Below are 25,612 nucleotides of genomic sequence, written 5' to 3'. Positions count from 1 at the left end.
GAAGTCACTCCTTCCCTCTCCCCCACGGGGAGAGGGTCAGGGTGAGGGGAAAACATGCACGCAACCCACACCACGTTCATTCTCGCTGGCCATACCGTCCACCACGTCACCTTCGACCCAGCCACCCTCACCGACGCCGATCTCCTCTGGCTCCCCCACCACGCCGAGCTTTCAAACGCCGGGCGCAAACGCAAAGCCGAGCATCTGGCCGGACGCATCGCCGCCGCGCATGCCTTGCCTGACAACATCGTTCCCGGCATCGGCCCCAGCGGCGAACCACTTTGGCCGGACGGGGTTTCAGGGAGCATCACCCACAGCGGCACGCAAGCGATGGCGGTTATCACACGCGAACAACGTGCCCTTATCGGCATTGATTGCGAAACCATCCTGCCCGAAAACGAAGCCAGGGAGATTAAAGACGGCATCATTGATGTGCAGGAAGAACCTGTGCTTTTGAGTGCGGGATCCCCGTTTACCCTCGCCCTGACGCTGGCCTTTAGCGCCAAAGAGAGCCTGTTCAAAGCTCTCTTCCCGCAGGTGCAGAGTTATATGGGGTTTGACAGCGCGCGCGTAACGGTGCTCGACGCGAAGACGCTCACGCTGGCGCTGACCCGGCCGATTGCGGGGTATGGCGAAGGCACCGCTTTCATCCTTCACTGGCAGCGGCAGGGTGATCAGGTGATCACCCTGCTGTCACGTTCTCCCGTCGACGGGCCTTCACGCTGGTAACCCCAAACGTCACGATAAATACCACAGCGAACAGCACCACAATGGTCGGCGCAGGCGCGCTGTCGAGATAAAACGACGCATAAATGCCGCTTACGGACACCAGTGCTGAAATGGCGACCGCCACCAGCAGCGCCATGTGGAAGCGCCGGGTGATCAGTACCGCAACCGCGCCGGGCGCAATCAGCAGCGAAATCGACAGAATAATCCCTACCGCCTTCAGCGTCGCCACGATGGTCAGCGAGACCATGCACAATAACCCGTAGTGCAGCCAGCGGGTGCGCAGACCGCTCGCCTGCGCTTGCTGATAATCAAAGCAGTACAGCAAAAAGTCGCGCCACTTCAGGCCAATCACCAGTGCAATCACCCCGGCAACGATACCGCTTTGCAGGATATCCATGTTGTTGATGCCCAGCATATCGCCGAACAGAATGTGGTCGAGATGCACCTCGGGTTTGACGGCGATATAGAGGATCAATCCGGCGCCGAACATGCCGGAAAAGACGATCCCCATAACCGTATCCTGCTTGATGCGGCTGTTGTCCTTCAGGTATCCGGTGGCGACCGCGCAGAACAGCCCGGCAACGAACGCGCCCAGCGCCAGCGGCAGACCCATCATCCATGCCAGCACGACGCCGGGAAACACCGCGTGGCTCATGGCGTCGCCCATCAGTGCCCAGCCTTTCAGCACCAGAAAAACTGACAGCAGTGCGCAGGGCACAGCCACCAGAAGTGAAATCAACAGTGCATTATTCATAAACGCAAACTGGAACGGTTCGAGGAGCAGTACCATCATGGGTGTGCCTCCTGCGCGTGACGCGCGCGACGGCGGTTGGCGAGCAGCCCGTGCTTCGGCGCAAAGACGAACGCCAGCAGGAACAGCAGCGTCTGGGCGACCACGATAATGCCGCCGGTCGCACCGTCCAGGTAATAGCTGGCCCATGCGCCAAGGAAGCTGGTGATGCTGCCAATGGCGACCGCAATCATCAGCAGGCGCGGAAAGCGGTCGGTCAGCAGCCACGCGGTCGCGCCGGGCGTAACCACCAGACAGATCACCAGAAACGCGCCAACGGTTTGCAGAGCCGCCACGGTGGAGACCGCCAGCAGGGTGAAGAAGAGGATTTTCAGACGTTCAGGGCGCAGACCGATGGCACGGGCGTGGTTCTCATCAAAAAAGGTCACCATCAGATCTTTCCATTTGAACAGCAGGATAATCATCGACACTACGCCAATAATCGCCAGCTGGACGATATCCTCCGGGGCGATAGCCAGAATATTGCCGAGCACGATGGTTTGAATATTCACCGAGGTCGGGTTGAGCGAGACCATAAATAGCCCAAGCCCGAAAAAGGAGGAGAAGATCAGCCCGATGATGGCGTCCTCTTTCAGGCGGCTACGCTGGTTGAGAAACAGCATGCTGCCCGCCGCCAACCCTCCCGACAGGAACGCCCCCAGCGAGAACGGCAGCCCGAGCATATACGCCCCCGCCACGCCAGGCACGATGGAGTGCGACAGCGCATCGCCGATCAGCGACCAGCCTTTGAGCATCAGATAGCAGGAGAGAAACGCGCACAGCCCACCCACCATCGCCGAGACCCACATCGCGTTGAGCATGTACTCATAGCCGAAGGGTTCGAAAAGCGCGTTCATTTTGCCTCCTGGCGGTGCGTGACGAAGGGCCGCTCGTCATCGGTAATAATGCGCTCTTCCGTGCCGCTGAGCACCACGTGACGCAGCACGCCGCTGAAGGCACGCTCAAGGTTCTCGGCAGTAAAGGTGGTTTCCGTCGGGCCGCTCGCCAGCACGGTACCTTTCACCATCACCGTATAATCACAAAACTCCGTGACCGATCCCAGGTTATGGGTCGACACCAGCATCGTTTTGCCTTCGTCGCGCAACTCACGTAGCAGGCTGATGATTCTGGCTTCGGTTTTGACGTCCACACCGGTAAACGGCTCATCGAGCAGGATCACCTCGCCCTGCTGCGCAATCGCCCGCGCCAGAAACACGCGTTTCTTTTGACCACCAGAGAGCTCGCCAATCTGTCGATGGCGCAGCTCAAGCATATCCACGCGCTTCAGCGCATCGGTCACGATCTGCCGATCGCGCGCTTTGGGTCGACGCAGAAACCCCATATGCCCGTAGCGGCCCATCATCACCACGTCTTCAACCAGCACCGGAAATGACCAGTCAACCTCTTCCGACTGCGGTACGTAGGCGACCAGGTTCTGACGCAGCGCCCGGTGAGGCGGCAGCCCCAGAATAGTAATAGTGCCGCTCGCCGCCCGCACAAAGCCCATCACCGCCTTAAACAGCGTGGACTTGCCGGAACCGTTCACGCCAACCAGGGCGGCAATCGATCCGCCCGGCACGCTGAACGACGCGTCGCGCAGCGCCGTGTGGCCGTTGCGGTAGGTCACGGTCACATCTGAGACAACAATCCCCTCGTGCATGGTTACTCCTTCATGCCGTCACGGATGCCCTGCACCAGCGTGTGGGTCGTGACGTTCAGCAAATCAATATAAGTAGGCACCGGGCCGTTTTCCGCGCTCAGGGAGTCAACGTACAGCACGCCGCCGTAGTGGGTGTCGGTTTCCCGCGCCACCTGACGCGCGGGCTTATCGGAGACTGTGCTTTCGCTAAACACCGCCGGAATGTGATGCTTTTTCACCAGATCGATAACCTTGCGTACCTGCTGCGGCGTACCCTGTTGATCAGCGTTGATCGGCCACAGGTAAAGCTCCTTCATACCCAGATCCCGTGCCAGATAGGAGAAGGCCCCTTCGCTGGTCACCATCCAGCGCTTCTCTTGCGGGATCTCCGCAACCTGCTTACGCAACGGTTCGAGGGTAGCGGTGATCTTCTGCTTGTAAGCTTCGGCGTTGCGCTGGTAGGTCTGCGCATTCGCCGGGTCGTACTTCACCAGCGCGTCGCGGATGTTATCGACGTAAATCAGCGCGTTGTCCGGCGACATCCACGCGTGCGGGTTGGGCTTGCCGTTATACGGCCCTTCGCCGATCCCCATCGGCGTAATGCCTTTGGTGACAATCACTTCCGGCACACCGTTCAGGTGCTGATAAAAGCGCTGAAACCAGAGTTCCAGATTCATGCCGTTCGCCAGAATCAGCTGCGCCTTCTGCGCGCGCTTGATATCACCCGGGGTGGGCTGATACTCATGGATTTCAGCGCCCGGTTTGGTAATCGATGTCACTTCTGCGACGTCTCCCGCCACGTTTTTCGCCATATCAGCAATAACGGTAAAGGTAGTAATGACCTGGAACTTTTCAGCCGCCAGCGCGCCGGTAGTGGCCGCGGTCATCAGCAGCGCGCCAAGCAACAAACGCTTTAATCCTTGCCATGGGTGCATCGCAGAAGTCTCCTGAGGTGATTAAATTCAAAACAAAATTAGCCCGTGCTATAAGATATAGCACAGGCTATTTTTAAATGAAAACGATTATCATTAAAGTTGTATCGATGAAGGGAGTGCCTGATGGCTAACGACAGGGGTTTGCCATCAATTAAACATCCGGGAACATCACGCTATTCCCCGGCGCTTCCCTGTGCAGATGGATAAAGTTCAGGTGCCGTTCATACTGATCCAGAATGTCCGTAATCACCTGCTCCTTGCTGTAATCCATCAAATCATTCCCCTGGCTGCCTTCCAGCAGGAAAGTTTCCAGCCGGTAGTAGGTCGATTTCCCGCTGCGCGCCCGGTAGGTAAACCCGGGCACCGAGTACTGCTGCGGCCAGATCTGATAGACAAAGTTCTGCTCGTCGCCCATATGCACCAGCAAATTCAGATGCCCCAGCGTCTCGCCCTCTTCCGGTGGTAGGTTTCTCAGCTCCACGTAGGCACCACGCAGCTTCAGCTCCTGGGCCACCTCTTCCATTGCCGGGAAGCAGACCGTCTCCATCATATGTTTGGTGTAGCGCGTGCCCGGGTAGTTCATCAGCCGCGACAGGCGTTTCTTCCAGCTCAGTCTGTCCTGTGCGCCCATCGGGCGCGGTGCAGTGTCGCGGCTGGCACTTTCGCGGCGGTAATCTTCCACTTTGAGCGATTTATACAACCCGGCCATCACAAAGAAGATCACGAAGCTGAACGGCAGGCCCATGATCACCGTAGTGTTCTGCAGAGCGGAAATCCCGTTGGTCATCAGCATGCCCAGTGTCAGCAAACCAATGGCGACCGACCAGAAGATGCGCAGCCAGTTTGGTGCATCGCTGTTGATGTCTTTCAGCTTCGAGGTGAAGTTGCCCAGCACCAGCGCGCCGGAATCCGCCGAGGTGACGTAGAACAGCAAGCCGGTAATGGTCGCCACGGAGGCACTAAAGGTAAACGCCGGGTATTGCGCCAGCAGGCTATAGAAGCCGCGTTCCGGGTGCGCCATTGCTTCCTGTGCAAAAGTTGCATTGCCGTGGATGATCTCGTGCAGCGCACTGTTGCCGAAAATCGACAACCACAGCAGCGTAAAGGTGAACGGGATAATCAGCGTGCCCATCACAAACTGGCGGATGGTGCGGCCACGCGAAATACGCGCCAGAAACAGGCCGACAAACGGCGACCACGCCACCCACCACGCCCAGAAGAACAGCGTCCAGTTGTTCATCCACTCTACCGGGCGATCAAAGGCGAAACTGTTCAGGGTCATCCCCATAAAACGGTTCACGTAGTCGCCGACGTTAAGCACTAACGCATTGAGCAGGAACGACGTATCCCCCATAAACAGCACGAACAGAATTAGGCCAAGCGCCAGCGCGACGTTCAGTTCAGACAACACGCGAATGCCTTTATCTACGCCCGACGTCACCGAAATGGTGGCGATAATCACCGACAGCGCAATCAACGCCGCCTTGGCTGCCATCGAATCCGGAATATCAAACAGCACGCTCAGGCCGTAGTTGAGTTGCACGACACCGATCCCGAGCGTCGTCGCGATACCAAAGATGGTGCCAATCACCGCCGCGATATCCACGGTGTGACCAATCGGCCCGTTTATCTTTTTCCCGAAAATTGGGTACAGCGCAGAGCGGATGGTGAGGGGTAAATTATAACGATAGCTAAAGTATCCGAGCGCCATCCCCATCAGGGCATACATCGACCAGCCGGTTAAGCCGTAGTGGAACAGCGTCCAGACCATCGCCTGACGCGCGGCCTCCATCGTCTGCCCTGCCCCTTCCGGCGGCTGCATATATTGCGTGACCGGTTCCGCCACGGAGAAGAACATCAGGTCGATGCCAATGCCTGCGGCAAACAGCATCGCGGCCCAGCTCAGCAGGCTGAACTCGGGCTTTGACTGCTCTGGCCCAAGCTTCACCGAACCGAAGCGCGAGCAGGCAATGCAGACGACAAAGACAATATAGAGCGTCGCCGCCAGTAAGTAGTACCAGCCGAAGGTCTTCGACACCCAGTTAAGGGTGCGCCCAATCCACTCGGCAGAAAAACCGCTAAAGAAGATCGTCATCAGGGAAAACAACAAAATCAGCCCGGCGGAAGTATAAAAAACGACCGGGTTGATTTTGTCTTTTTCTCTGTCTTGTGAAAGGTCTGTCATCCAGTATCCTCACTGTTTTTGTAACTATTAAAATCCAAATCCGCAACAATTAAGACACATTTTATATTGAACGTCCAATCAAAAACCGCTTTAATGTATAACCAATGCTGATGAATGGAGTGGCAAAAATGCCCAAAGTGGGGATGCAGCCGATCCGGCGCAGGCAACTGATTGACGCCACGCTGGAAGCAATAAATGAAGTGGGAATGCACGATGCAACCATCGCGCAGATCGCCCGTCGGGCGGGCGTATCCACGGGGATCATCAGTCACTATTTCAAAGATAAAAATGGTCTGCTGGAAGCGACCATGCGCGACATCACCGGCCAGCTTCGCGACGCGGTATTGAGTCGTCTGCACGCCCTGCCGGACGCCAGCGCGGAGCAGCGATTGCAGGCCATTGTCGGCGGCAACTTTGATGAAACCCAGACCAGCGGCGCAGCAATGAAGGCCTGGCTGGCCTTCTGGGCGAGCAGCATGCATCAGCCGATGCTCTATCGCCTGCAGCAGGTGAGTAGCCGCCGTCTGCTCTCAAACCTGGTGTACGAGTTCCGCCGTGAGCTGCCGCGCGAGCAGGCCCAGGAGGCGGGCTACGGGCTGGCGGCGCTGATCGACGGGCTATGGCTGCGCGCCGCGCTGAGTGGCAAACCACTGGATAAGGCCCTGGCGCAATCGCTCACCAGCCACTTTATCAGCCAGCATTTACCGACCGAATAACCGAGGAGAATTTATGTCCCGAATGGCAGAACAGCAGCTTTATATCAATGGTGGTTATACATCCGCCACCAGCGGTCGCACCTTCGAGACCATCAACCCGGCCAACGGTGAAGTCCTGGCAAGCGTTCAGGCGGCCGGGCGTGAAGATGTCGACCGCGCCGTGGAAAGCGCAAAACGCGGGCAAAAAATCTGGGCGGCGATGACCGCGATGGCGCGCTCGCGCATTCTACGTCGTGCTGTCGACATCCTCCGCGAACGTAATGACGAACTGGCGAAGCTGGAAACACTCGACACCGGTAAAGCGTATTCCGAAACCTCAACCGTCGATATCGTCACCGGCGCGGACGTGCTGGAGTACTACGCTGGGCTGATCCCGGCACTGGAAGGCAGCCAGATCCCCCTGCGCGACACTTCGTTCGTCTACACCCGTCGCGAACCGCTGGGCGTGGTGGCGGGCATCGGCGCGTGGAACTACCCGATCCAGATCGCCCTGTGGAAATCTGCTCCGGCACTGGCGGCAGGTAACGCGATGATCTTCAAACCGAGCGAAGTGACCCCGCTTACCGCGCTCAAGCTTGCCGAAATTTACACCGAAGCGGGCCTGCCGGACGGCGTGTTTAACGTCCTGCCGGGCGTGGGTGCAGAGACCGGCCAGTTCCTGACCGAACATCCGGATATCGCTAAAGTCTCCTTTACCGGTGGCGTCGCCAGCGGCAAAAAGGTGATGGCGAACTCGGCGGCCTCGTCCCTGAAAGAGGTGACGATGGAGTTGGGTGGTAAATCACCGCTGATTATTTTCGACGACGCGGATCTCGATCTCGCGGCAGACATCGCCATGATGGCTAACTTCTTCAGTTCCGGCCAGGTGTGTACCAACGGTACCCGCGTGTTTGTGCCTGCGAAGTTTAAAACCGCGTTTGAGCAGAAAATCGTTGAGCGTGTGGGCCGCATCCGCGCGGGCGACCTGTTCGATGAACGCACCAACTTTGGCCCGATGGTCAGCTTCCCGCACCGCGACAGCGTGCTGCGCTACATCGCCAAAGGCAAAGAAGAAGGTGCATGCGTGCTGTGTGGCGGTGATGTGCTGAAGGGTGAAGCCTTCGATAACGGCGCGTGGGTTGCCCCGACCGTGTTTACCGACTGCACCGACGAGATGACCATCGTGCGCGAAGAGATCTTCGGCCCGGTGATGTCCATCCTCACCTATGAAAGTGAAGAAGAAGCGATCCGCCGCGCCAACGACACCGACTACGGTCTGGCGGCGGGCATTGTCACTGCCGACCTGAACCGCGCGCACGGCGCCATTCATCAGCTCGAAGCGGGCATCTGCTGGATCAACACCTGGGGTGAATCCGCTGCAGAGATGCCGGTCGGCGGCTACAAACACTCCGGTATTGGCCGTGAGAACGGCGTGATGACGCTGCAGAGCTACACCCAGGTGAAGTCCATCCAGGTTGAGATGGGTAAATTCCAGTCCATATTTTAACCGGGAGGTTTATTTGCAATTTGATTACATCATTATTGGTGCCGGCTCTGCCGGCAACGTCCTGGCAACACGACTGACCGAAGATCCCAACACCACTGTGCTGCTGCTTGAAGCGGGCGGGCCGGATTACCGCTTTGATTTTCGCACCCAGATGCCCGCCGCGCTGGCGTTTCCGCTACAGGGCAAGCACTACAACTGGGCGTATGAAACCGAGCCAGAGCCGTACATGAATAACCGCCGTATGGAGTGTGGACGCGGCAAAGGGCTGGGCGGCTCGTCGCTGATCAACGGCATGTGCTACATCCGTGGCAACGCGATGGATCTGGACCACTGGGCCAGAGAGCCGGGTCTGGAACACTGGAGCTATCTCAACTGCCTGCCCTACTACCGCAAGGCTGAGACGCGCGACGTCGGTCCGAACGACTACCACGGCGGTGACGGTCCGGTGAGCGTCACCACCTCGAAACCGGGCGTGAACCCGCTGTTTGAGGCGATGGTGGAAGCCGGCGTACAGGCGGGCTATCCGCGCACCGACGATCTCAACGGCTATCAGCAGGAAGGCTTCGGCCCGATGGACCGCACGGTGACGCCGCAGGGCCGACGCGCCAGCACCGCGCGCGGCTATCTGGACCAGGCGAAGCAGCGTCCAAACCTGACAATCCGCACCCACGCCATGACCGATCACATCCTCTTTGAGGGCAAGCGCGCGGTGGGTGTCGAATGGCTGGAGGGCGAAAGCACCATCCCGTCCAAAGCGACGGCGAAAAAAGAAGTGCTGCTGTGCGCCGGGGCAATTGCTTCTCCGCAAATCTTGCAACGTTCCGGCGTGGGCAACGCCGAGCTGCTGAAACAGTTCGATATCCCGCTGGTGCATGATTTACCCGGCGTGGGCGAAAACCTGCAGGATCACCTGGAAATGTACCTGCAATATGAATGCAAAGAACCCGTTTCCCTCTACCCTGCCCTGCAGTGGTGGAACCAGCCAAAGATTGGCGCCGAGTGGCTGTTTAACGGCACCGGCGTGGGCGCGAGCAACCACTTTGAAGCAGGCGGGTTTATTCGCAGCCGCGAAGAGTTCGAATGGCCGAACATTCAGTACCACTTCCTGCCGGTCGCGATTAACTACAATGGCTCCAACGCGGTAAAGGAGCACGGTTTCCAGTGCCACGTGGGCTCCATGCGCTCACCGAGTCGTGGGCACGTGCGCATCAAATCGCGCGATCCGCATCAGCATCCGGCAATCCTGTTCAACTATATGTCCCACGAACAGGACTGGCAGGAGTTCCGCGACGCGATCCGCATCACCCGCGAGATCATGCACCAGCCTGCACTGGACAAATACCGTGGGCGCGAAATCAGCCCGGGTATCGAATGCCAGACCGACGAGCAACTGGATGAGTTCGTGCGCAACCACGCCGAAACCGCCTTCCACCCGTGCGGCACCTGCAAGATGGGCTATGACGAGATGGCGGTGGTCGACGGCGAAGGCCGGGTTCACGGGCTGGAAGGGTTACGCGTGGTGGATGCGTCTATCATGCCGCAGATCATCACCGGCAACCTGAACGCCACGACCATTATGATCGGTGAGAAGATGGCCGATGCCATTCGCGGACGCGAGCCGCTGGCGAAAAGCACGGCGGCGTATTATGTGGCGAATGGGGCGCCGGTTCGCCGCTGAGAATATTTCCCCTCACCCTACCCCTCTCCCATACGGGAGAGGGAAAATTACTTCCGAAACGCCTCAAGCCGCTTAATCTGCCGCCCTTCCCCGTCAAAATTCTCCGCCGCCAGCCAGGCGCGCAGTTCGGCGTCTCTCTGCGGCCATTCGCCGTCAATAATAGAAAGCATATCGCTGTCGCGGTTGCGCCCTTTGCGCACCAGCTTCTGGCGCAGGCGTCCTTCCCAGACAAACCCCAGCCGCTCCGCCGCCCTGCGTGAGGCAACGTTCATCGAATCGCACTTCCACTCCAGCCGCCGGTAGCCGTGTTCAAACGCATTTTTCAGCAGCAGCCACACCGCTTCAGTACCGATGCGGGAGCCTTTCATTTTGCGCGACCAGGTCACGTGACCGATTTCGACCGACCCCAGCAGCCGCTCGTTAGCCATATAGCTCACCAGCCCCACCGCACGTTCAGTGCGTAAATCAATGACGGAAAACGGCACCAGCTCGTCATCCTGCACCTTTCCCAGCACCCAGTGTGCGGTGGCTTCCACGCTTTCAGGCTGCGTGCTGGCAAGCCATGTCCAGTCGCTGTCATCTCCCAGCGCGTAGGCGTCATAGAGATCGGCTGCATGGCGATCGACATCCAGCGGCTCAAGACGGCAATACTGGCCAAACAGCGGTGTGCGGGTTAAGGCCCGCGCGCCTGCCCAGCCAGGAACGATATCGTTAACGGTTTGACCATGTTGATTGATTTCGGGCACGACGGTGACTCCCTGAAAGGTAAGGAGTTCGTTATAGCAGGTTAAAAAGCAGGCGAAAAGAGAGGATTAGCAGGCCGGGTAGAGCGGAACCGCCACCCGGCACAAAATTACTTCAGCAGCTTAACCGTAGCGTCGATGTCGATCTCATCTTCGGTGAAGATCAGCGTCGTGTTCTGGAAAGTGGTGATCGCCAGCTTCTTCACTGTGCGCATTTCGCCCGGTTTTTTCTCGGACTTCGGCTTAATGCTGTTCATCAGCAGCCCCACCGACAACACCGCGTTCTCTTTGTCGATTTTAGTATCAACCGGCTCTTCTTCGTTAAACACCACGAAGGATTTGATCGAGGTGAGCTTCACGCGCTCGCCGGCAATATAGAGGTGTTTACTTTCCGGGATCACCTTCACCGCATAGGCGGAAAGGCCTTTGTTGTTGGTGGTTGGCTCGAAGGTCACCGCCGCATCTTTCTTAATCAGATCAGGGTTCGCGACCTTAATCACATGAAAATAGCGGTTGTCGCCGTTTTCATCTTTGATAAATCCAAAGCCTTTATCTTTAAACCACGTTGTGATTGTACCGTTCATCGCTGTTACCGCCTGTCAGATCGTAATGACTAAAGTTTTGCAGCGCGCAGTGTAATGCACAATGGCTGAGGAGACAAAAAAAAGCCCCTGCACAGGTGCAGGGGAAAACTCATGTCAGAGCTTATTAGAATTTAGTTAAACACCATCCCACCATCAATTAAGAGCGACTGGCCGGTCATATAGTCAGAATCTGGCCCGGCGAGGTATGAAACACAGGCGGCGACATCTTCTGGTTCAGACAAACGGCCAAGCGTAATGCGTTTGGCAAAGGTTTCAGTCCCGAAGCCGAGCGGTTTACCCGCCGCCTCGGACACCTGACGGTCAATCTCCGCCCACATCGGCGTTTTAACGATCCCCGGGCAATAGGCATTAACGGTGATCCCCAGCGGCGCGAGATCCCGTGCGGCCGTCTGGGTTAAGCCGCGTACCGCGAACTTGCTGGAACTGTACACCGCCAGTTCCGGGTTGCCGGTGTGGCCCGCCTGGGAACAGGCGTTGATGATCTTGCCGCCGTGCCCCTCTTTACGGAAAGCATCGATCGCAGCCTGGATGCCCCAAATCACCCCTTTCACATTAATGTTGTAAACCTTGTCGACAATCTCCGGTGTAATCGACTCGATTGGCGTGGAAGGCGCGATCCCAGCGTTATTCACAATCACATTGAAACCGCCCAGTGCGGTACGCGCTTTCTCCACCGCTGCAAATACCTGATCGCGGTTCGAAACATCCACCTTCACGGCGACAGCACGACCGCCGTTACGAGTAATTTCATCGGCGACCGCTTTCGCCGTTTCCTCGTTGTAATCTGCAATGGCGACGGCGAAGCCATCTTTTACCAGGCGCAGCGCAATCGCTTTACCAATCCCCTGGCCTGAGCCTGTTACGAGAGCAACTTTTTGCATTTCTCTGTCCTTATATTGAGTCACAAAATCTGGCTGAGATGGAGCTGGCCCATCAGCAGCGGGTTATCGCTATAGTCGACGGGAATGGCCACCACGGCCGGGCCATCGACATCCATTGCTGCACGCAGCGTCGGTTCAAGCGCATCGGCGCTCTCCACGGCAAAACCTTTCGCACCAAAGGCATCGGCATACACTTTGAAATCGACCGGGCCAAACTCCACGCCGGAAAGACGCTGATATTTTTTCTCTTCCTGAATGGCGACCATGTTGTAGCCGTTATCCACCCAGATGATGTGCAGCACGTTGGCGTTAAGACGTACAGCGGTTTCCAGTTCCATGCTCGACTGCAGGAAACCGCCGTCACCGGAGACCGAAACCACCTTGCGCCCCGGGTTCACCAGCCATGCGCCAATGGCCCAAGGCAGCGCGACGCCCATGGTCTGCTGACCGTTGGAAATCATCACCTGACGTGCCCGGAAACTGTAGAGATAACGGGCGATCCAGATGTGGAAGCTCCCCATATCCACGGTGAGCGTGACGTCGTTGTTTACGATGTCCTGCATGGCACGCACAATGCGCAGCGGGTGCAGGGCAAACTGGTTAAGCGATGCGCCACGACGATCGAGCAGATCGCGCTGATGCTGGCGATCGACCAGAATCTCTGACGCCCGCTGGCTCAGCTCCAGCTTATGATCGATGCGGTTAGCGAGCAGGTTCAGCGTTTCGGCGATGTCCCCCACCAGCTCCAGATCCGGCACATAGTTACGTTCTTCATAGGCAGGCAGCACATCAATGTGCACCAGCGTGGCGTCGCCGCTGTTCCACATAGACGGCTCGTACTCCACCGGGCTGTAGCCGATGCAGATAATCAGATCCGCCAGATGGAGCAGCCTGTCACCCGCCTGGTTATTGAACAGACCGACGCGTCCGGCAAAGCGGGTGAAGTGCTCCTGGTTCACCGCCCCGGCAGCCTGATAGGTGCTGGTGACCGGAATGCGGCTTTTCTCCAGCAGCTTACGCAGTGCGTCACTGTTAGCGGGCTGGCTGGCCATCAGGCCCAGCAGGATGACCGGGTTTTTGGCTTTTTCAATTAGCTTTGCCACGTCGTTAACCGATGACTCCGGTGCCGGGCCCATTCGTGCCGCGCCACTGGCAGGCAAAATCGCGCCTGTCGCGGGTTGGTCGACAATATCCTGTGGCAGGCTGACGAACGCGCCCCCCGGTCTGCCGTGCTCGGCGGCACGGAATGCATTCGATACCACTTCGGCAATCGCATCCGGAGAGCTGACTTCCACCGCGTATTTAGTGACAGGGCTGAACATGGCGACCGTGTCCATGCTCTGGTGCACCAGTTTGGCTTTATCCGCCCGCTTGACCGCCCCGCCCAGCGCCACCACCGGGTCGCCTTCGCTGTTGGCGGTGGCAATGCCGGTGATCAGGTTGGAACAACCCGGACCGGAAGTGACCAGCGCTACCCCGGCTTTACCGGTCAGACGCCCTACCGCCGCCGCCATAAACGCCGCATTCGCTTCGTGGCGCACGGGAATGATCTCAATGGAGGAGTCCAGCAGGGAATCAAAGACTTTGTCGATTTTCGCCCCCGGAATACCGAACACTTGCTTCACGCCCTGCGCTTCCAACTGGCCGACAACCATATCGGCGCCATGCGCCCACTGACGTGACTGTTTCTCACTGTTCACGGTAGTTCTCCTGTTAGTTTTCGACGGAACGGATCGCTGCATCAAGATCGCTGGGGTGCAGGTTGGCCTGCAAAAACGCACTGTCGGCAGGCAGGTCAATCATCAGCTTGTGAATTTCACCGAAGGTCAGCACGCCGCTCTCCAGCTGGTAGTCGAGCAGATGGCCCCCGCCCTGACGGTCGTCGGTGATGAAATGTTCGTGGTAGCCCGCCACGTTAATACCCTGCATATGCTGTGGCGTGCGGAACCCGACCAGTACACCTTTCCGCTGGTTGAAGCGGAACACTGGCTGGTCGTCCAGCACGTCGGTCATCGCCCGGTACGGCGGCTTCTGACGTGGTACCGTGCGGGTATGGGCATGGCGGAAGTTGCCGTCGATACGCAGCGCGCAGAACAGGTTATCGGAGGGGATCTGCTGGTCGATCACATCATGGATCTGTTGGCGACTGACCGGCCCATCAAAGGTTTTACGATACTGCGGCTGGAACCAGGTCATTACCGCAAACGGCGTTTTCTGCTCTGGCTTCGCGGCGCGGGCGCTGCCGTCGGCGCGCAGCTGGTACACCTGGCTACTGAAGGCAATCATTTCGCCATCCAGCTCGTTGAAAGTGCCCAGACCAAAATCACCGTGTGCCAGCAGATCGGCGATGGTGGTGTTCCCCTCGTACACGCCGCTTAGCAGGGCGCTCATTAGCGATGTCTGATAGATCACACTGTCAGGATGTTGAGCGGAGAACCCTCGCAGGGTCTCGCACAAACTGGCCTCACAGTCGCAGGCAGATGAATGCATCATCATGCTCGTCCTCTTCAACTTTATTTAGAAAGGTTAAATAAATGTTGACCCGATTCAGCAGAGAGTTCCAATATAGAATCCATGCTGGTTTGAGACGTTTTAGATATGGAACTTCGTTATCTGCGGTATTTCGTCGCGGTTGCTCGCGAGCGACACTTCACCAAAGCAGCCAAAGCGCTGGGTATTTCTCAGCCTCCTCTGAGTCAGCAGATCAAACGGCTCGAAGAGGAAGTAGGCACGCCGCTGTTCAGACGCCTGACACGGGGCGTAGAGCTGACCGAGGCGGGAGAAGCGTTCTATGAGGATGCCTGCAAGATCCTGGCGCTGAGCGACGCCGCGCTGGAGAAAGCCCGTGGCATCGCGCGCGGGCTGAACGGCAACCTGTCGATTGGCATCACAAGCTCCGACGCTTTTCATCCCAAAATTTTCGCGCTGATTCGCCAGTATCAGGTGCAGAACATGGCGGTGCAGGTTCACCAGGTGGAAGCCAATATGTCTTCGCTGACGACAATGCTGGCGGAGGGTGAGCTGGATATCGCCTTCGTGCGTCTGCCGTGCGAGAGCAGCAAAGCGTTCGAGTTAAAAATCCTCGACCGGGAGCCGATGGTGGTGGCGCTGCATCGCGACCATTCGCTGGCGGCGTGCGGCGATCTGGCGCTGGATCAGCTCCGGGATACGCCGGTGGTGCTGTTCCCACAGGAGGTCGCGCCGGGACTGTACGACCGGGTTTACGGCTGCTGCGAACGAGCAGGGATCGACGTGCAGCACGCGCTGCAGTCATCACAGCTTTCGTCATCTCTGAGCATGGTTTCCGCCGGCGGCGGCTTCGCGCTGGTACCGAAATCCATGGCAGCCATTTCTCCGCCGAATGTTACCTACCACGCACTGAGCTCACCGGCGCTTTACACCGATATCGCACTCTGCTGGCGGCGTTTTGAACGCTCGCGGACGGTGAAGCGGTTTCTGGCGATGATGAGTGAGGGGTAGCGGCCGAGCCCGGTGGGTTTGGTTGGTGGCTTTTGTTGGCCGGGTAAGGCGTAGCCGCTACCCGGCAACATAGCCACAGGCGTCAAATCCAGACATCGTTCTCTGCGGTGCGCTCCCCGCCTTCATGCCCGGTATTCAAGACCCCGCAAGGTTCTATCATCATCACTTTTACGGTCTTCTCAGCGGAGGTTTTGTGCTCAACACCTTTTGGCACTACGTACATTTCCCCCGAATTGACGAGCACATGTCCGTCACGAAAATCGATACGCAACGCGGCAAGACCGTGCACGCTAACGCGGGCGTCGGGCCTGGGATACCGCTGAAGGTAAGGAGGTATAAACAGGACGGCTCCATCCTGGCATTCGCCAGACCATGAATGCGCAAAGCACGGTGATGACGGCGAGAAGACGAAATAGCCATACATAGGCCGAATCATAACTTTCTCTGAGTAACTGATGAGAAAGACCCGGCAAGAGCGCGGCGGCCCGTTCAGTATTTCCACTTCCCAGCCATGAAGCGGCACTATCAATACGCTCAGACGTATAACCGGAGAGGTTTTTTCTGAGATTGAGCACGTTCATTTCCACTAAAAATGCTGACACCATTGCAAGTGCAATGCCCTCCCCCGCGACACGGACGGTATTAAACAGACCTGCTGCCATACCGGCTTTTTCGACAGGCACGGAGGAAATGGCCAGGCCATCCATTAGCCCCCAGGGAAGTGCAGCCCCTGTTCCAGTGAGTACCAGCGAAAACATAAGCAGAATGCTGCTGGTGCTCTGTAAAGCCTGCCCGAGAATAAGTAATCCGGCTGCGGATAACATCAGTCCTGCGGCTGAAACAGAACCCGGATTAAACCATCGGGTCAGTAAGGCAGAGATCGAGGGAACGATCAGCATAGGTGTCGTCAGCGCCATGAGATAAAACGCGCTCTGGGTCTCGCTCAGGCCGTCACCGCCCATAAAATGCAACGGGAGGATAATCAACAGCACAACATAGCAATAGCAGGTAGCTACCGGCAGTAACAGGACGCCAGCAAAACGCGGGTCGCGTACAAGAGATAAATCAAATACAGGATTTTCGACGTTCAGGCAGCGCACCATAAACGCGACGAAAAGCAGTAAAGCAGTAGCAAACAGAGCCAGGCCGGGAAGGGATAAGCATCCCCAGACAGGCACCAGCATTATCCCGGCAGTAAACAGAACCAGTGCGGCTGTAAACAGCGTTAAGCCTGCGTAATCCACCACTCGATGTGCGCTTTTTTCCGACACGGGAATGAACAATGTGCCCGTTAGCATGACCGTTCCTGAGATCAACGCCATCAAGGCATACACCCACCGCCAGCCCAGAGCATCTGTAATAAACCCGAGCGCCAGGGGGCCGAAGGCTAATCCTGCGCCAAACATCGTCCCCAGAATGCTGAATGCCCGGGTTCGAGCAACGCCCTCATAGAGCTGAGCCAGTGCAGCACTGCCGCCCGCTAAAGTCATCGCTGCAGAGATACCCTGTAATGATCTGAGCGCGCCGATTAAGGAGATATTATCGGCTACGGAAATGAGCGAACTGCTAAGAGCAAAGATAAATAACCCGAGGATGAATACACGTTTTCTACCTGCTGCATCTGCCATTACGCCTGCTGACAGCAGAAAGCTACCGAACGTCAGCATGAATCCATTCGTCAGCCATGCGAATGCGGCAGCGGAACCGCCCAATGCATGGCTGATTGCCGGAGTGGTCACCACGCCACCGGTAAAACTGACCGGCAGCAGTATGGCCGCCAGAAAAATGGATGCAGCGGCTGGGTTTCCTGCAAGCCGGAGAAATGAAGTTATGAAAGAGCGCATCTGATTACCCTGGTTCGCGTGAAATTCGTGATCCATGTTATTGCGGACAATTACCAAGATAAATAGACTGAAAATACCAACTGAATAGATATAAAGTTCATAATCAATGGATAGTTTGACATCCCTCACCTCGTTTGTCAGGACTGCGGAAACGCTGAGCTTTGTTCAGGCAGCAAGATTGCTTGGTATTTCAGCGTCAGCCGTTGGCAAAAATGTCGCCAGGCTTGAACAAAAACTGGGCGTAAGGCTTTTCAATCGCAACACCCGGAGCGTAAGCCTGACGGCAGAGGGTGCGGTATTACTGGTTCGCTGCCAGCAGATCCTTGAACAGCTGCAGGACGCCGAGGCAGAGCTGACCAGCCAAATTGCCCAGCCCTCTGGTAAACTCAGGGTTTCTCTTCCGGTAATGGGCTATCGATTACTGCTTCCTCTTCTTCCTTCCTTCACCCGCCGCTACCCGGATATAGTGCTGGATCTGGACTTCAGTGACCGGCTGGTTAACATCATTGATGAAGGGTTCGATGTGGCGATACGCAGCGGTGAAATTGCGGACTCCAGGCTCACCTCGAAGAAGCTCGGCAGCTTCCGTTTTGTTCTTTGCGCCAGCCCCGCTTATCTGCTGGAGCATGGTTCGCCGGTGTCCCCGCAGGATTTAAACAACCACAAGTGCATTCTCTACCGCTTTCCCTCAACAGGATTACTCCAGCCCTGGGAGCTCCAGGGTGAGGATGTGATGAGTGGCTTCACGCCGGTTTCTGTTTTAACCACCAACAATATTGAAGCCGTGATCCGTATGAGCACTGCGGGCATGGGGATCAGTTACGTCCCGGATTTTGTCGTCAGTGAAGCACTGGAGAAGGGAGATTTAAGTGAAGTTTTACCGGGTTCGTGTGTCCGGCAAGGACAGTTTTCTGCGCTGTGGGCAACCAGACGCCACCTTTCGCCAAGAATTCGCTGTTTTATTGATTTCATGTCTGAGAACGGGATAACGGAATGTTAAAGGCGTAAATGTCCCCTTGATGCTGTTAAAGTGAATATTGAAAGCCAGGAGTGAGGTATTCCAGGGGCGTGTCTTGAAAGGGATCCACGCGGGGATATTTTCCTGAACGTATTAGGTTTAAACACTGGAGGTTTTGGTGAATAAGCGCACTATTGCCTGTTTGCTCTTACTCAGCGCATTTGCTGTAAACGCTGCCGATGGTGGTAACGGTGGTGATGGAGGAAATGGCTCTGATGGCGGAAACGGTTCTGATGGTACCGCCTCAGCGCCGGGCCGTGCAGGTTGTCCGGGCGGAACAGACCCGGACTCGTCGGGAAAATTTTATCTTCCCGGAACAAAACAGCAATGCAATCCGGGGAAGCAGGATGCAGTGAAAAGCGCCAGGCAATGAGATAAGGCGTGACGGTATGCTAACGCATCCTCACTCTTCTCCTCATTCAGGCAGAACTAAACGTTCTCCTCCGCACGTAATGCGGCCCGCACAGCAGGACGGGCACTGATTTTTTCCCGGTACGCCAGTAGCGCGGGCCAGTTATTCAGTTCAATGGCGAAGAATTTGCACCAGCCCAGAACGGTGAAAAGATAGGCATCCGCCACGCTGAACGACGAGCCTCTCAGATAAGCGTTTGTGGAGAGCGTTTCCTGAAGAAAACTGAACCGCCTGAACAGCTTCTCACGAAAAATCGATTTGGCCTCTTCCGGCAACATATTGTTGAAGAGAGGTGCCAAACCAGCGTGTATTTCGCTGGTGATAAAGTTTAGCCATTCCTGAAGCCGCACTCGCTCCCAGCTGTCTGCTCGCGGTGCCAGCCCACTTTCTGGCTTGAGGTCTGCGAGGTACTGCAAAATGGCTGGCCCCTCGGTCAGGATTTTCCCGTCATCCAGTTCAAGCGCAGCGACGTACCCTTTAGGGTTAATGGTCAGGAAGTCGCGCCCGTCAGCGGTAAGCTTGCTCCTGTTGTCCACTTTAATCAGTTCAAACTCAATCGCCAGTTCGCGAAGCACGATATGGGGTGAGAGTGAACAGGTGTCCGGGGCGTAATAGAGTTTCATAATCTCTCCGTTAAAGCTGTTGAGTGGTGACGATTCGGTTTGCATTCACTGTGCTTAAAACCGATCTCGCTGTAAAATTAATGATTCATAAATTAGCCATTAGCTGAGCTACTGATACCTATGATGAATCTTTTACACTGGCGCTTACTGGTTGCGGTGGCCGATGCCAGTAATATTTCACGTGCCGCTGAAAAGGTTGGCATGACGCAATCTGGAGCCAGCCAGGCGATCGCTCAGTTAGAGGCCTCATTAGGATTTGCAGTATTCACGCGTGAGCGACGCCACATCGGTGTGACGGCCCTGGGCGAACGGGTTGTTAAAGAGGCAAGAAGTATGCTGGCGCGGCTAGACGCCATCCGCCTACTGGCGGATGAGAGCCGGGGGCTGACTGGCGGACGCATTCGTCTTGCCAGTTTTCCATCGGTGACATCCACATTTTTGCCAGGACTGCTGCGGGACTTTAAGCGCCTGCATCCTGAAATCGAGGTGGTTGTACTGGAAGGGACGGACCGGGAAGTCGAGGAGTGGATTGCGGCAGATACGGTTGATCTGGGGGTGGTAATGAACCCTGCTCCCGGACGCGCGGATGCAATCCTCGGACAAGATGCGTGGGTCGGGGTGCTACCGACCAGTCACCACCAGGCTCGTTATGCACGCGCGCGCGGCATTACGCTTGAGGAACTGGCAGACCAGCCTTTTGTACTCGCTACAGGCGGTTGTGCCGTTAATGGAAAAAGCCTGATGGAACAGGCAGGCTTGCGGCTGTCTGACGTTCGTGTGACCGTCTGGGACTGGATCAGTGCCTGCCTGCTGGTACGCGAAGGCATGGGCGTCGCACTTATACCAGAATCCGCTCTGCCGGTTGAATTACGCGGTTTGTGCGTCGTGCCCGTGACGCCTTCGCTGTACCGTGAGTTTGGGGTGGTTTGTTCGCAGGGGGGAAAATCTTCCCGCGCGACGCAGACGTTATTAGAAGGGTTGAGCAAAATGAAAAGGTCTGCGTGAAGGGAGTTATTGATGATCCCACATTAATACCCCATGGCGTGAGGAGGTTTGGTGTTTTCGTAGGCTGGGTAAGGCGTAGCCGCCGCCCGGCAATGCCCTTCTGGAAGCCGCCTCGCAAACCTGCAAACAACCTTATGTAATTCATGAGCATCCCTTTCCTTCCTTTTTTCGCCGCCGTAAAGTGCCTGCGTTGCGGCACATCCGTAACCGGGCGTAGGAACCCGTTTAACATGACTCGGCAATTATTTTTGTCGTGACAGCGCTCATCCCGTTAAAATACGGTCGCGCTGGCGGAGCAACCGAAAGGTTGGCCGTTTTGTCATGTGCGGCATTCCTACCTCCGTCAGCGCTACCACCCATGAGCGTAGGAACTTATGTGGTGGTCTGGATTTTTTTTGAAAAGGAATACTACATGACAACTATCCCTACCCTGACTTACGCACTTTCTGAGGAAAGCGCTGTTTATCACCTTATCCACCTGCAACTTTCCGATTCTGCGGATCTCTTCGAGTTGGCCGACGCCTGCACCGCTTATGTGAGCGTGCTGGTGGAAACTGACGACGCGGTGACGTTTGCCACGCTCTGCAAGCGATTGCTGGCTGTGCTGAAGCGGCTGCGTGAGTGCTGCGATGCCGAACTGCCTTCGTATCTGGTTGAACAATTGATCGCAGGGGAAAAGATTACCTCCTGCGTGCCGGACTGCTGGCAGGAGACGACGCTGCAAGTGGACTATGCCGTGGCGTTAACGCTGGCGGTGATGGGCGGGACACTGCCTGCGAGCGTGGCGAAAGAACTCACCGGACTGCTGCATGATATGGTCTGGCTGCTGGCGGAGTTTGTGAAGGAGCCGTATATAACGGCGCACTGAGGCGGGTGATGGGAGGCCGGAGTTCTGCTGGGTAAGAAGCAGGATTTCGGCCTTACGCAAAATTCAATGTAGTTTGTTGAATGCCTGTTAAGAGTGAACAGATGAAGTTAGCTTTCGGGGAACCGAATCAGCATGCCAATGGATTGCTAAAAGATAATGGGTCGTTTAAATGGGAGAGTTACTCCTATCTTGCCGAAAGGCTGTACACTGTACACATCCTATAAATGATTCTGAGAATTTTATGATTTTGTACAAATACATAGACCACGCATCATTAGATCACTTCTTTAAAGATCGCTACATCTCTATAAAATTCACCCCCCATAGCGAGTTTAATGATCCTTTCGAAAGTTATGGATATGCACTTGATGATGAATCAATTGAATCATTAACTATGAGGTATGTGATCAATCAAAACCTTGCCTGCTTATGCCTTTCTAGAAATCCACTCAACGTGTTGATGTGGTCACATTATGCTGACAAGCATCAGGGTTTTGTTGTAGCAATCGACACTGAGAAAGCAGGATACGATGATGAAGAAAAATGCCTGATTACAGCTCCGAAAGGTGATATTGATTATTTAGAAAGCCGCATAAAAAGCAAACTGAAAATCAGTCCAAAAAACATCTATGATACTGACATGATTAGTAAATTATTACTTTCCAAATCACAGCATTGGAAATATGAAGAAGAAGTGAGAATAATAAAAAAAACAGAATCATTACAAAAGCGTGGTACTCTTTTAATTGATGGAATAGTTGATTTAAAATCGGTGGTAGGTATTTACATCGGAATTAATAGCAAAGAAATTGATGAAATCATTAAAAATAACAAGACATTAGAGGCGTTAATCTTAGATAAATCAGTGCAATTATATCAGTGTGAATTCAAGAAAAGTACTTGGGATCTCGCAACAGAAGGTTATGAATATTCCAAATACCAGCATGACATGCAGAGAATGGATATATTTGATTCCGCGGAGAAGATTTTAAGAGCGATGGAACGAAATCACATTGATGATTGAAATTATTAGTAGCGATTATTATGTAAGAAATGTCCGCTTCTGGCTGTGAGTTCAACCGTGGATGCATCTTTCACACGCTTCCATATAATCTAGTTAGCAAAACTATCATCCACTGCATTCCTTCTCAGCAAACAATTCCTGAATACGCCACGCAAATCAAAAAAATACTCCAATCCTTGTTATCCCTAACACTTTAATCTCAAGCCACCACTACTTATAGTGCTCGCACTCAATACACGAGCACAATTATCACGAACATGTGGAAACTGCAATTTCATCAAAGTTTCCACATTGTCAACCCACCAAAAATCACCTATAATGTTTCCAGTCTGAAAACAAGGGGCAAGGATGCACGTAGTCTCAAGAGCACCTTTCGACGCAGCCACCAGACAATTTCCTAATCAAGCACTCGCTCTGGACGATCTTTACCGGGTACTAAAAAAGGAACACTATCCATCACCAGACGACATGCGAAAGCGCTTTCCCAGCCTGGATCGGATGAAATACCGGGAAAAATGGTGGGTCATTGATGTAGGTGGCGGGCATTTAAGAGTGATGTTTTTTGCTGATTTTGAGCGGGGAAAGATCTTCATCAAACACATCAGCACTCACGCAGAGTATGACAAGCTCACGGACCTCTACCGGAGAACGAAAGAATGAACTATGCGGCAGCCATCAAAGCGGCAAACGATCTGACAAGCGAGCTTCCTTTCCTGGGTTCAAGACCGTCGCGTCAAGATTACGAGGATGCTCTGGGATTGGTGGAATATCTGATTGAGTATGACCCCGATAGCCCGCTGGTAGAGATGCTCACTACGAAGATCGATAAATACGAAAACGAGTCTCCGGAGTTTGCAGAATTTAACGCGCGTGTAGCCAGTATTCCGTCAGGCGTTGCGTTATTGCGAACGCTGATGGATCAGTACCATCTCACACAGAGCGATTTTGAGAATGAGATAGGCAAGAAATCTTTGGTGAGTCGAATCCTCAACGGACAGCGCACGTTAACGCTGGATCATATGCGCGCGCTGGCGAAGCGTTTTGGCGTGCCGGTAAGTGCATTTGTGGGGAATTGATTAGGAGGGAATTCAACTAGGTGTTAAGAAAAAAGTGACGCAGCTATTCTGTACGCCGTTGAAGTTGGCTCAACAATTGTGCCATCTGCACGAAATGGCTCAGCATCACAATAAATAATATAAGGTTGTGTATCAGTTCCTTGAAGCAAAGCGCGTATCGGATCTGAAAAAATTAATAGTTACCATTCAATATTAATAAACCCGGCATAAGCCGGGTTATAAATCTATAAGCTCTTAAATTAATGACTGAGCTTAAATATTTTAGACAGACTCTAACTTTGAGTCTTCGATAAGAGCAATTTCACTGTCGAGAACTTTCGAAACAGCCTATTTACTTTCAATCAAATAATTCTTCTATAAAATCTGAGAACGAATCGGCAACCAATTCAATCTCTTTATCATCCATCAGAAAAACAAACACCTTTCCTAATGAATCATCAGATTTGAGAGATAGTAGAAAAGAGTCCCCCCATCATCATAGGCAAAGGGAACCATATTCCTCAACTCGCCAAATGACTCGACAAGGTCACGATAGAGTTGCTCAATCGGCAAGTCTCCATATTTTATAGGGTTAAAACCACCAAGCATAAAAGGATTACCATATTCATTATTATGAGGATGCCCACCATTATTTTTAAGATAAAAATCCAGAAATGATGCGGGAAGATGATGATCAAAGTACGCATTGAACACGTTTATTTCGTTTACAGTAAGTTTATTTTCTGAATCAGTAAGATACATTAGCATTTTCCTCAAACAGATCTGCGGGCACGGTTTCTAGCTAAATAAGTAAAGGTATTTTGCATTCATTTATCTAAATCAAAAAACCATTCAATGAGAGAATTAAAGTCTCCCCATTGAGGCTTTAATTCCCCCTGTAGGAACTTAGTTAAAGTATCCCCTACATTGATAAATAAAACCTCTCCAGTTTTTTTGTTATAAAAATACCCACCCTCGCTTTGAAAACCATCCAAGGGAATATACTCGCTTGGTATTTTTAATATTTCATGTGTTCTCTTAAGATCAAGTTGGTACGAGGAATTTATAACAAACCAGCAGATCTGATAAATTTCATAATTCCTGCTATGAAAAGTAACCCCATCCTCAACGTGCAAATAAAATTGAGCAAAATCAGAAGAAAGGTCAATACCTAAAGAAAGCAAAGCATCACTATACTCTTGAGTGATATCATCATACCACCAACCTCGAGATTGACTCATTAGCTTTATTTTCTTAGATAACATAAACCCTCACCAACATTTATTTTTTTTCGGCTATTTAATTATTCTTTTACCCCCACCTTTAATATGCCTCACGGTACAGAGTAAATAAATCTCACATTAAAGGATTAGGATATACTTAATTTAGCAGACTGAACCAACCTTAAATCATAAAAGCCAGGAAGATTTTAAATCCATCCCGACCTTTAGTTTACTGACTAATATATACGGAAGGTCCCATTAATTGTATATGCGAACACTTCAAATTTAAAAAAATATCTGCCCCCTTTATTATAACTTCACTATGGGGAGTGTTTTTTTGTATTTCTATTTTTGCTGGCATATCCGTAGACATACCTTCTATTTTTAAGAATTTTACTCCACTGCAATTTATACCACATCTACATCTATTATAGCCTTTAACCCATTTTGGGGGAGGATTGTCAGGCAATTCATTAACAAGGTCAAAACATATTATTACCGTAGCACCTTCGCGGTCTATTTTAATATCAAAGATGTCGATTTCATTCACTTCAACATCTCTACTGAAAACCTTGTTAAACAAAATACTACCTTCGATTTCATTCCAATACATATGACTCTTCTCAAATTTCATGATTGTCTAATGTGCCAGAAACTGAACCTGCCCAGGCAA

26 protein-coding genes and 2 pseudogenes are annotated in these 25,612 nt (G+C 53.9%); 12 read left to right on the top strand and 16 right to left on the bottom strand.

The genetic code is table 11. From position 1 onward, the window contains the following. The first annotated feature begins 54 nt into the window (after positions 1 to 54). Positions 55 to 729 carry an enterobactin synthase subunit EntD gene (gene entD / locus HED65_RS07405; protein WP_114978048.1) on the top strand — a complete coding sequence of 225 codons (675 nt, stop codon included), beginning with the start codon at positions 55 to 57 and terminating at the stop codon, positions 727 to 729. Here entD and HED65_RS07400 read toward each other — a convergent pair. The 5 genes from HED65_RS07400 to betT all read right to left on the bottom strand — a co-directional run bounded on the left by HED65_RS07400 (position 683) and on the right by betT (position 6,278). Further along, the gene (locus HED65_RS07400) at positions 683 to 1,522 is read right to left on the bottom strand and encodes a metal ABC transporter permease (protein ID WP_114978047.1); all 840 of its coding nucleotides are present in this window, start codon (positions 1,520 to 1,522) and stop codon (positions 683 to 685) included. The genes entD and HED65_RS07400 overlap by 47 nt on opposite strands. Beyond that, positions 1,519 to 2,376 carry an iron/manganese ABC transporter permease subunit SitC gene (gene sitC / locus HED65_RS07395; RefSeq protein ID WP_114978046.1) on the bottom strand — a complete coding sequence of 286 codons (858 nt, stop codon included), beginning with the start codon at positions 2,374 to 2,376 and terminating at the stop codon, positions 1,519 to 1,521. The genes HED65_RS07400 and sitC overlap by 4 nt, the downstream gene beginning before the upstream one ends. Further along, a complete protein-coding gene (sitB, locus tag HED65_RS07390) occupies positions 2,373 to 3,179 on the bottom strand; it encodes an iron/manganese ABC transporter ATP-binding protein SitB (RefSeq protein ID WP_114978045.1) in 807 nt (268 codons plus the stop codon). Before sitB ends, sitC begins: the two co-directional genes overlap by 4 nt. A gap of 2 nt (positions 3,180 to 3,181) precedes the next feature. Further along, complete coding sequence (locus HED65_RS07385; protein WP_114978044.1) at positions 3,182 to 4,093, bottom strand: metal ABC transporter substrate-binding protein; 912 nt, start codon at positions 4,091 to 4,093, stop codon at positions 3,182 to 3,184. Positions 4,094 to 4,244: 151 nt separating this feature from the next. Then, positions 4,245 to 6,278, bottom strand: coding sequence for a choline BCCT transporter BetT (gene betT / locus HED65_RS07380; RefSeq protein WP_114978043.1), 2,034 nt, complete (start codon positions 6,276 to 6,278; stop codon positions 4,245 to 4,247). Positions 6,279 to 6,406: 128 nt separating this feature from the next. On the opposite strand from betT, the gene betI reads away from it, so the two are divergent. Genes betI through betA form a run of 3 tightly spaced genes read left to right on the top strand, consistent with a single transcriptional unit; the run spans position 6,407 to position 10,158 of the window. Continuing rightward, positions 6,407 to 6,994, top strand: coding sequence for a transcriptional regulator BetI (gene betI, locus HED65_RS07375; RefSeq protein ID WP_114978042.1), 588 nt, complete (start codon positions 6,407 to 6,409; stop codon positions 6,992 to 6,994). Positions 6,995 to 7,007: 13 nt separating this feature from the next. Next, a complete protein-coding gene (gene betB, locus HED65_RS07370) occupies positions 7,008 to 8,480 on the top strand; it encodes a betaine-aldehyde dehydrogenase (RefSeq protein ID WP_114978041.1) in 1,473 nt (490 codons plus the stop codon). Positions 8,481 to 8,493: 13 nt separating this feature from the next. Beyond that, a complete protein-coding gene (gene betA, locus HED65_RS07365; protein ID WP_114978040.1) occupies positions 8,494 to 10,158 on the top strand; it encodes a choline dehydrogenase in 1,665 nt (554 codons plus the stop codon). Between the two features lie 47 nt (positions 10,159 to 10,205). Here the strand turns inward: betA and HED65_RS07360 are convergent, their stop codons facing one another. From HED65_RS07360 to budA, 5 genes are all read right to left on the bottom strand, one after another. Beyond that, entirely contained in the window at positions 10,206 to 10,904 is a 699-nt protein-coding gene (locus tag HED65_RS07360) for a GNAT family N-acetyltransferase (protein ID WP_114978039.1), read from the bottom strand. A 107-nt stretch (positions 10,905 to 11,011) separates the two neighbouring features. After that, the gene (locus tag HED65_RS07355; RefSeq protein WP_028019531.1) at positions 11,012 to 11,485 is read right to left on the bottom strand and encodes a cold-shock protein; all 474 of its coding nucleotides are present in this window, start codon (positions 11,483 to 11,485) and stop codon (positions 11,012 to 11,014) included. Positions 11,486 to 11,616: 131 nt separating this feature from the next. Then, positions 11,617 to 12,387 carry a (S)-acetoin forming diacetyl reductase gene (locus tag HED65_RS07350; protein WP_114978038.1) on the bottom strand — a complete coding sequence of 257 codons (771 nt, stop codon included), beginning with the start codon at positions 12,385 to 12,387 and terminating at the stop codon, positions 11,617 to 11,619. 20 nt (positions 12,388 to 12,407) lie between these two features. After that, entirely contained in the window at positions 12,408 to 14,129 is a 1,722-nt protein-coding gene (gene alsS, locus HED65_RS07345; RefSeq protein ID WP_209313334.1) for an acetolactate synthase AlsS, read from the bottom strand. After that, the gene (gene budA, locus HED65_RS07340) at positions 14,101 to 14,880 is read right to left on the bottom strand and encodes an acetolactate decarboxylase (RefSeq protein ID WP_028019534.1); all 780 of its coding nucleotides are present in this window, start codon (positions 14,878 to 14,880) and stop codon (positions 14,101 to 14,103) included. Before budA ends, alsS begins: the two co-directional genes overlap by 29 nt. Positions 14,881 to 14,985: 105 nt before the next feature. On the opposite strand from budA, the gene HED65_RS07335 reads away from it, so the two are divergent. Continuing rightward, on the top strand, positions 14,986 to 15,867 hold the full coding sequence (locus HED65_RS07335; RefSeq protein ID WP_114978036.1) for a LysR substrate-binding domain-containing protein: 882 nt from the start codon (positions 14,986 to 14,988) through the stop codon (positions 15,865 to 15,867). Positions 15,868 to 15,949: 82 nt separating this feature from the next. Here the strand turns inward: HED65_RS07335 and HED65_RS07330 are convergent. Then, positions 15,950 to 16,138, bottom strand: a pseudogene (locus HED65_RS07330) (cupin domain-containing protein); the annotation flags it as partial. 19 nt (positions 16,139 to 16,157) lie between these two features. Continuing rightward, the gene (locus tag HED65_RS07325) at positions 16,158 to 17,711 is read right to left on the bottom strand and encodes an MFS transporter (RefSeq protein WP_114978097.1); all 1,554 of its coding nucleotides are present in this window, start codon (positions 17,709 to 17,711) and stop codon (positions 16,158 to 16,160) included. Between the two features lie 106 nt (positions 17,712 to 17,817). On the opposite strand from HED65_RS07325, the gene HED65_RS07320 reads away from it, so the two are divergent. Together HED65_RS07320 and HED65_RS07315 are read left to right on the top strand one after the other, a co-directional pair. Beyond that, positions 17,818 to 18,711 (top strand): LysR family transcriptional regulator, encoded by an 894-nt coding sequence (locus HED65_RS07320; RefSeq protein WP_114978035.1) that lies wholly within the window; start codon positions 17,818 to 17,820, stop codon positions 18,709 to 18,711. 136 nt (positions 18,712 to 18,847) lie between these two features. Continuing rightward, positions 18,848 to 19,102: a hypothetical protein gene (locus HED65_RS07315; RefSeq protein WP_114978034.1), complete on the top strand. Its 255-nt coding sequence runs from the start codon at positions 18,848 to 18,850 to the stop codon at positions 19,100 to 19,102. Positions 19,103 to 19,158: 56 nt separating this feature from the next. Here the strand turns inward: HED65_RS07315 and gstA are convergent, their stop codons facing one another. Next, positions 19,159 to 19,764 carry a glutathione transferase GstA gene (gene gstA, locus HED65_RS07310; RefSeq protein ID WP_114978033.1) on the bottom strand — a complete coding sequence of 202 codons (606 nt, stop codon included), beginning with the start codon at positions 19,762 to 19,764 and terminating at the stop codon, positions 19,159 to 19,161. Between the two features lie 120 nt (positions 19,765 to 19,884). On the opposite strand from gstA, the gene HED65_RS07305 reads away from it, so the two are divergent. The 5 genes from HED65_RS07305 (at position 19,885) to HED65_RS07285 (ending at position 23,737) form a co-directional block, all read left to right on the top strand. Beyond that, complete coding sequence (locus tag HED65_RS07305; protein WP_114978032.1) at positions 19,885 to 20,769, top strand: LysR family transcriptional regulator; 885 nt, start codon at positions 19,885 to 19,887, stop codon at positions 20,767 to 20,769. A gap of 412 nt (positions 20,770 to 21,181) precedes the next feature. Further along, a complete protein-coding gene (locus HED65_RS07300) occupies positions 21,182 to 21,637 on the top strand; it encodes a hypothetical protein (RefSeq protein ID WP_114978031.1) in 456 nt (151 codons plus the stop codon). A gap of 169 nt (positions 21,638 to 21,806) precedes the next feature. Then, positions 21,807 to 22,661: a DUF2971 domain-containing protein gene (locus tag HED65_RS07295; protein ID WP_223256811.1), complete on the top strand. Its 855-nt coding sequence runs from the start codon at positions 21,807 to 21,809 to the stop codon at positions 22,659 to 22,661. 348 nt (positions 22,662 to 23,009) lie between these two features. Further along, positions 23,010 to 23,321, top strand: a complete 312-nt coding sequence (locus HED65_RS07290) for a type II toxin-antitoxin system HigB family toxin (RefSeq protein WP_045631527.1) — start codon at positions 23,010 to 23,012, stop codon at positions 23,319 to 23,321. Next, a complete protein-coding gene (locus tag HED65_RS07285) occupies positions 23,318 to 23,737 on the top strand; it encodes a helix-turn-helix domain-containing protein (protein ID WP_114978029.1) in 420 nt (139 codons plus the stop codon). The genes HED65_RS07290 and HED65_RS07285 overlap by 4 nt, the downstream gene beginning before the upstream one ends. Positions 23,738 to 24,074: 337 nt before the next feature. Here the strand turns inward: HED65_RS07285 and HED65_RS07280 are convergent. From HED65_RS07280 to HED65_RS07270, 3 genes and pseudogenes are all read right to left on the bottom strand, one after another. After that, positions 24,075 to 24,478, bottom strand: a pseudogene (locus HED65_RS07280) (SMI1/KNR4 family protein). Between the two features lie 65 nt (positions 24,479 to 24,543). After that, a complete protein-coding gene (locus tag HED65_RS07275; protein WP_223256809.1) occupies positions 24,544 to 24,957 on the bottom strand; it encodes a hypothetical protein in 414 nt (137 codons plus the stop codon). A 211-nt stretch (positions 24,958 to 25,168) separates the two neighbouring features. Then, positions 25,169 to 25,552, bottom strand: a complete 384-nt coding sequence (locus tag HED65_RS07270) for an Imm50 family immunity protein (RefSeq protein WP_114978027.1) — start codon at positions 25,550 to 25,552, stop codon at positions 25,169 to 25,171. Positions 25,553 to 25,612: the final 60 nt, after the last annotated feature.

The sequence above is a fragment of the Pantoea sp. LS15 genome, from assembly GCF_012241585.1.
GTDB lineage: Bacteria > Pseudomonadota > Gammaproteobacteria > Enterobacterales > Enterobacteriaceae > Enterobacter.
Note: the sequence above shows the minus strand (reverse complement) of the source record. Positions and strands in the feature narration are given on the sequence as shown.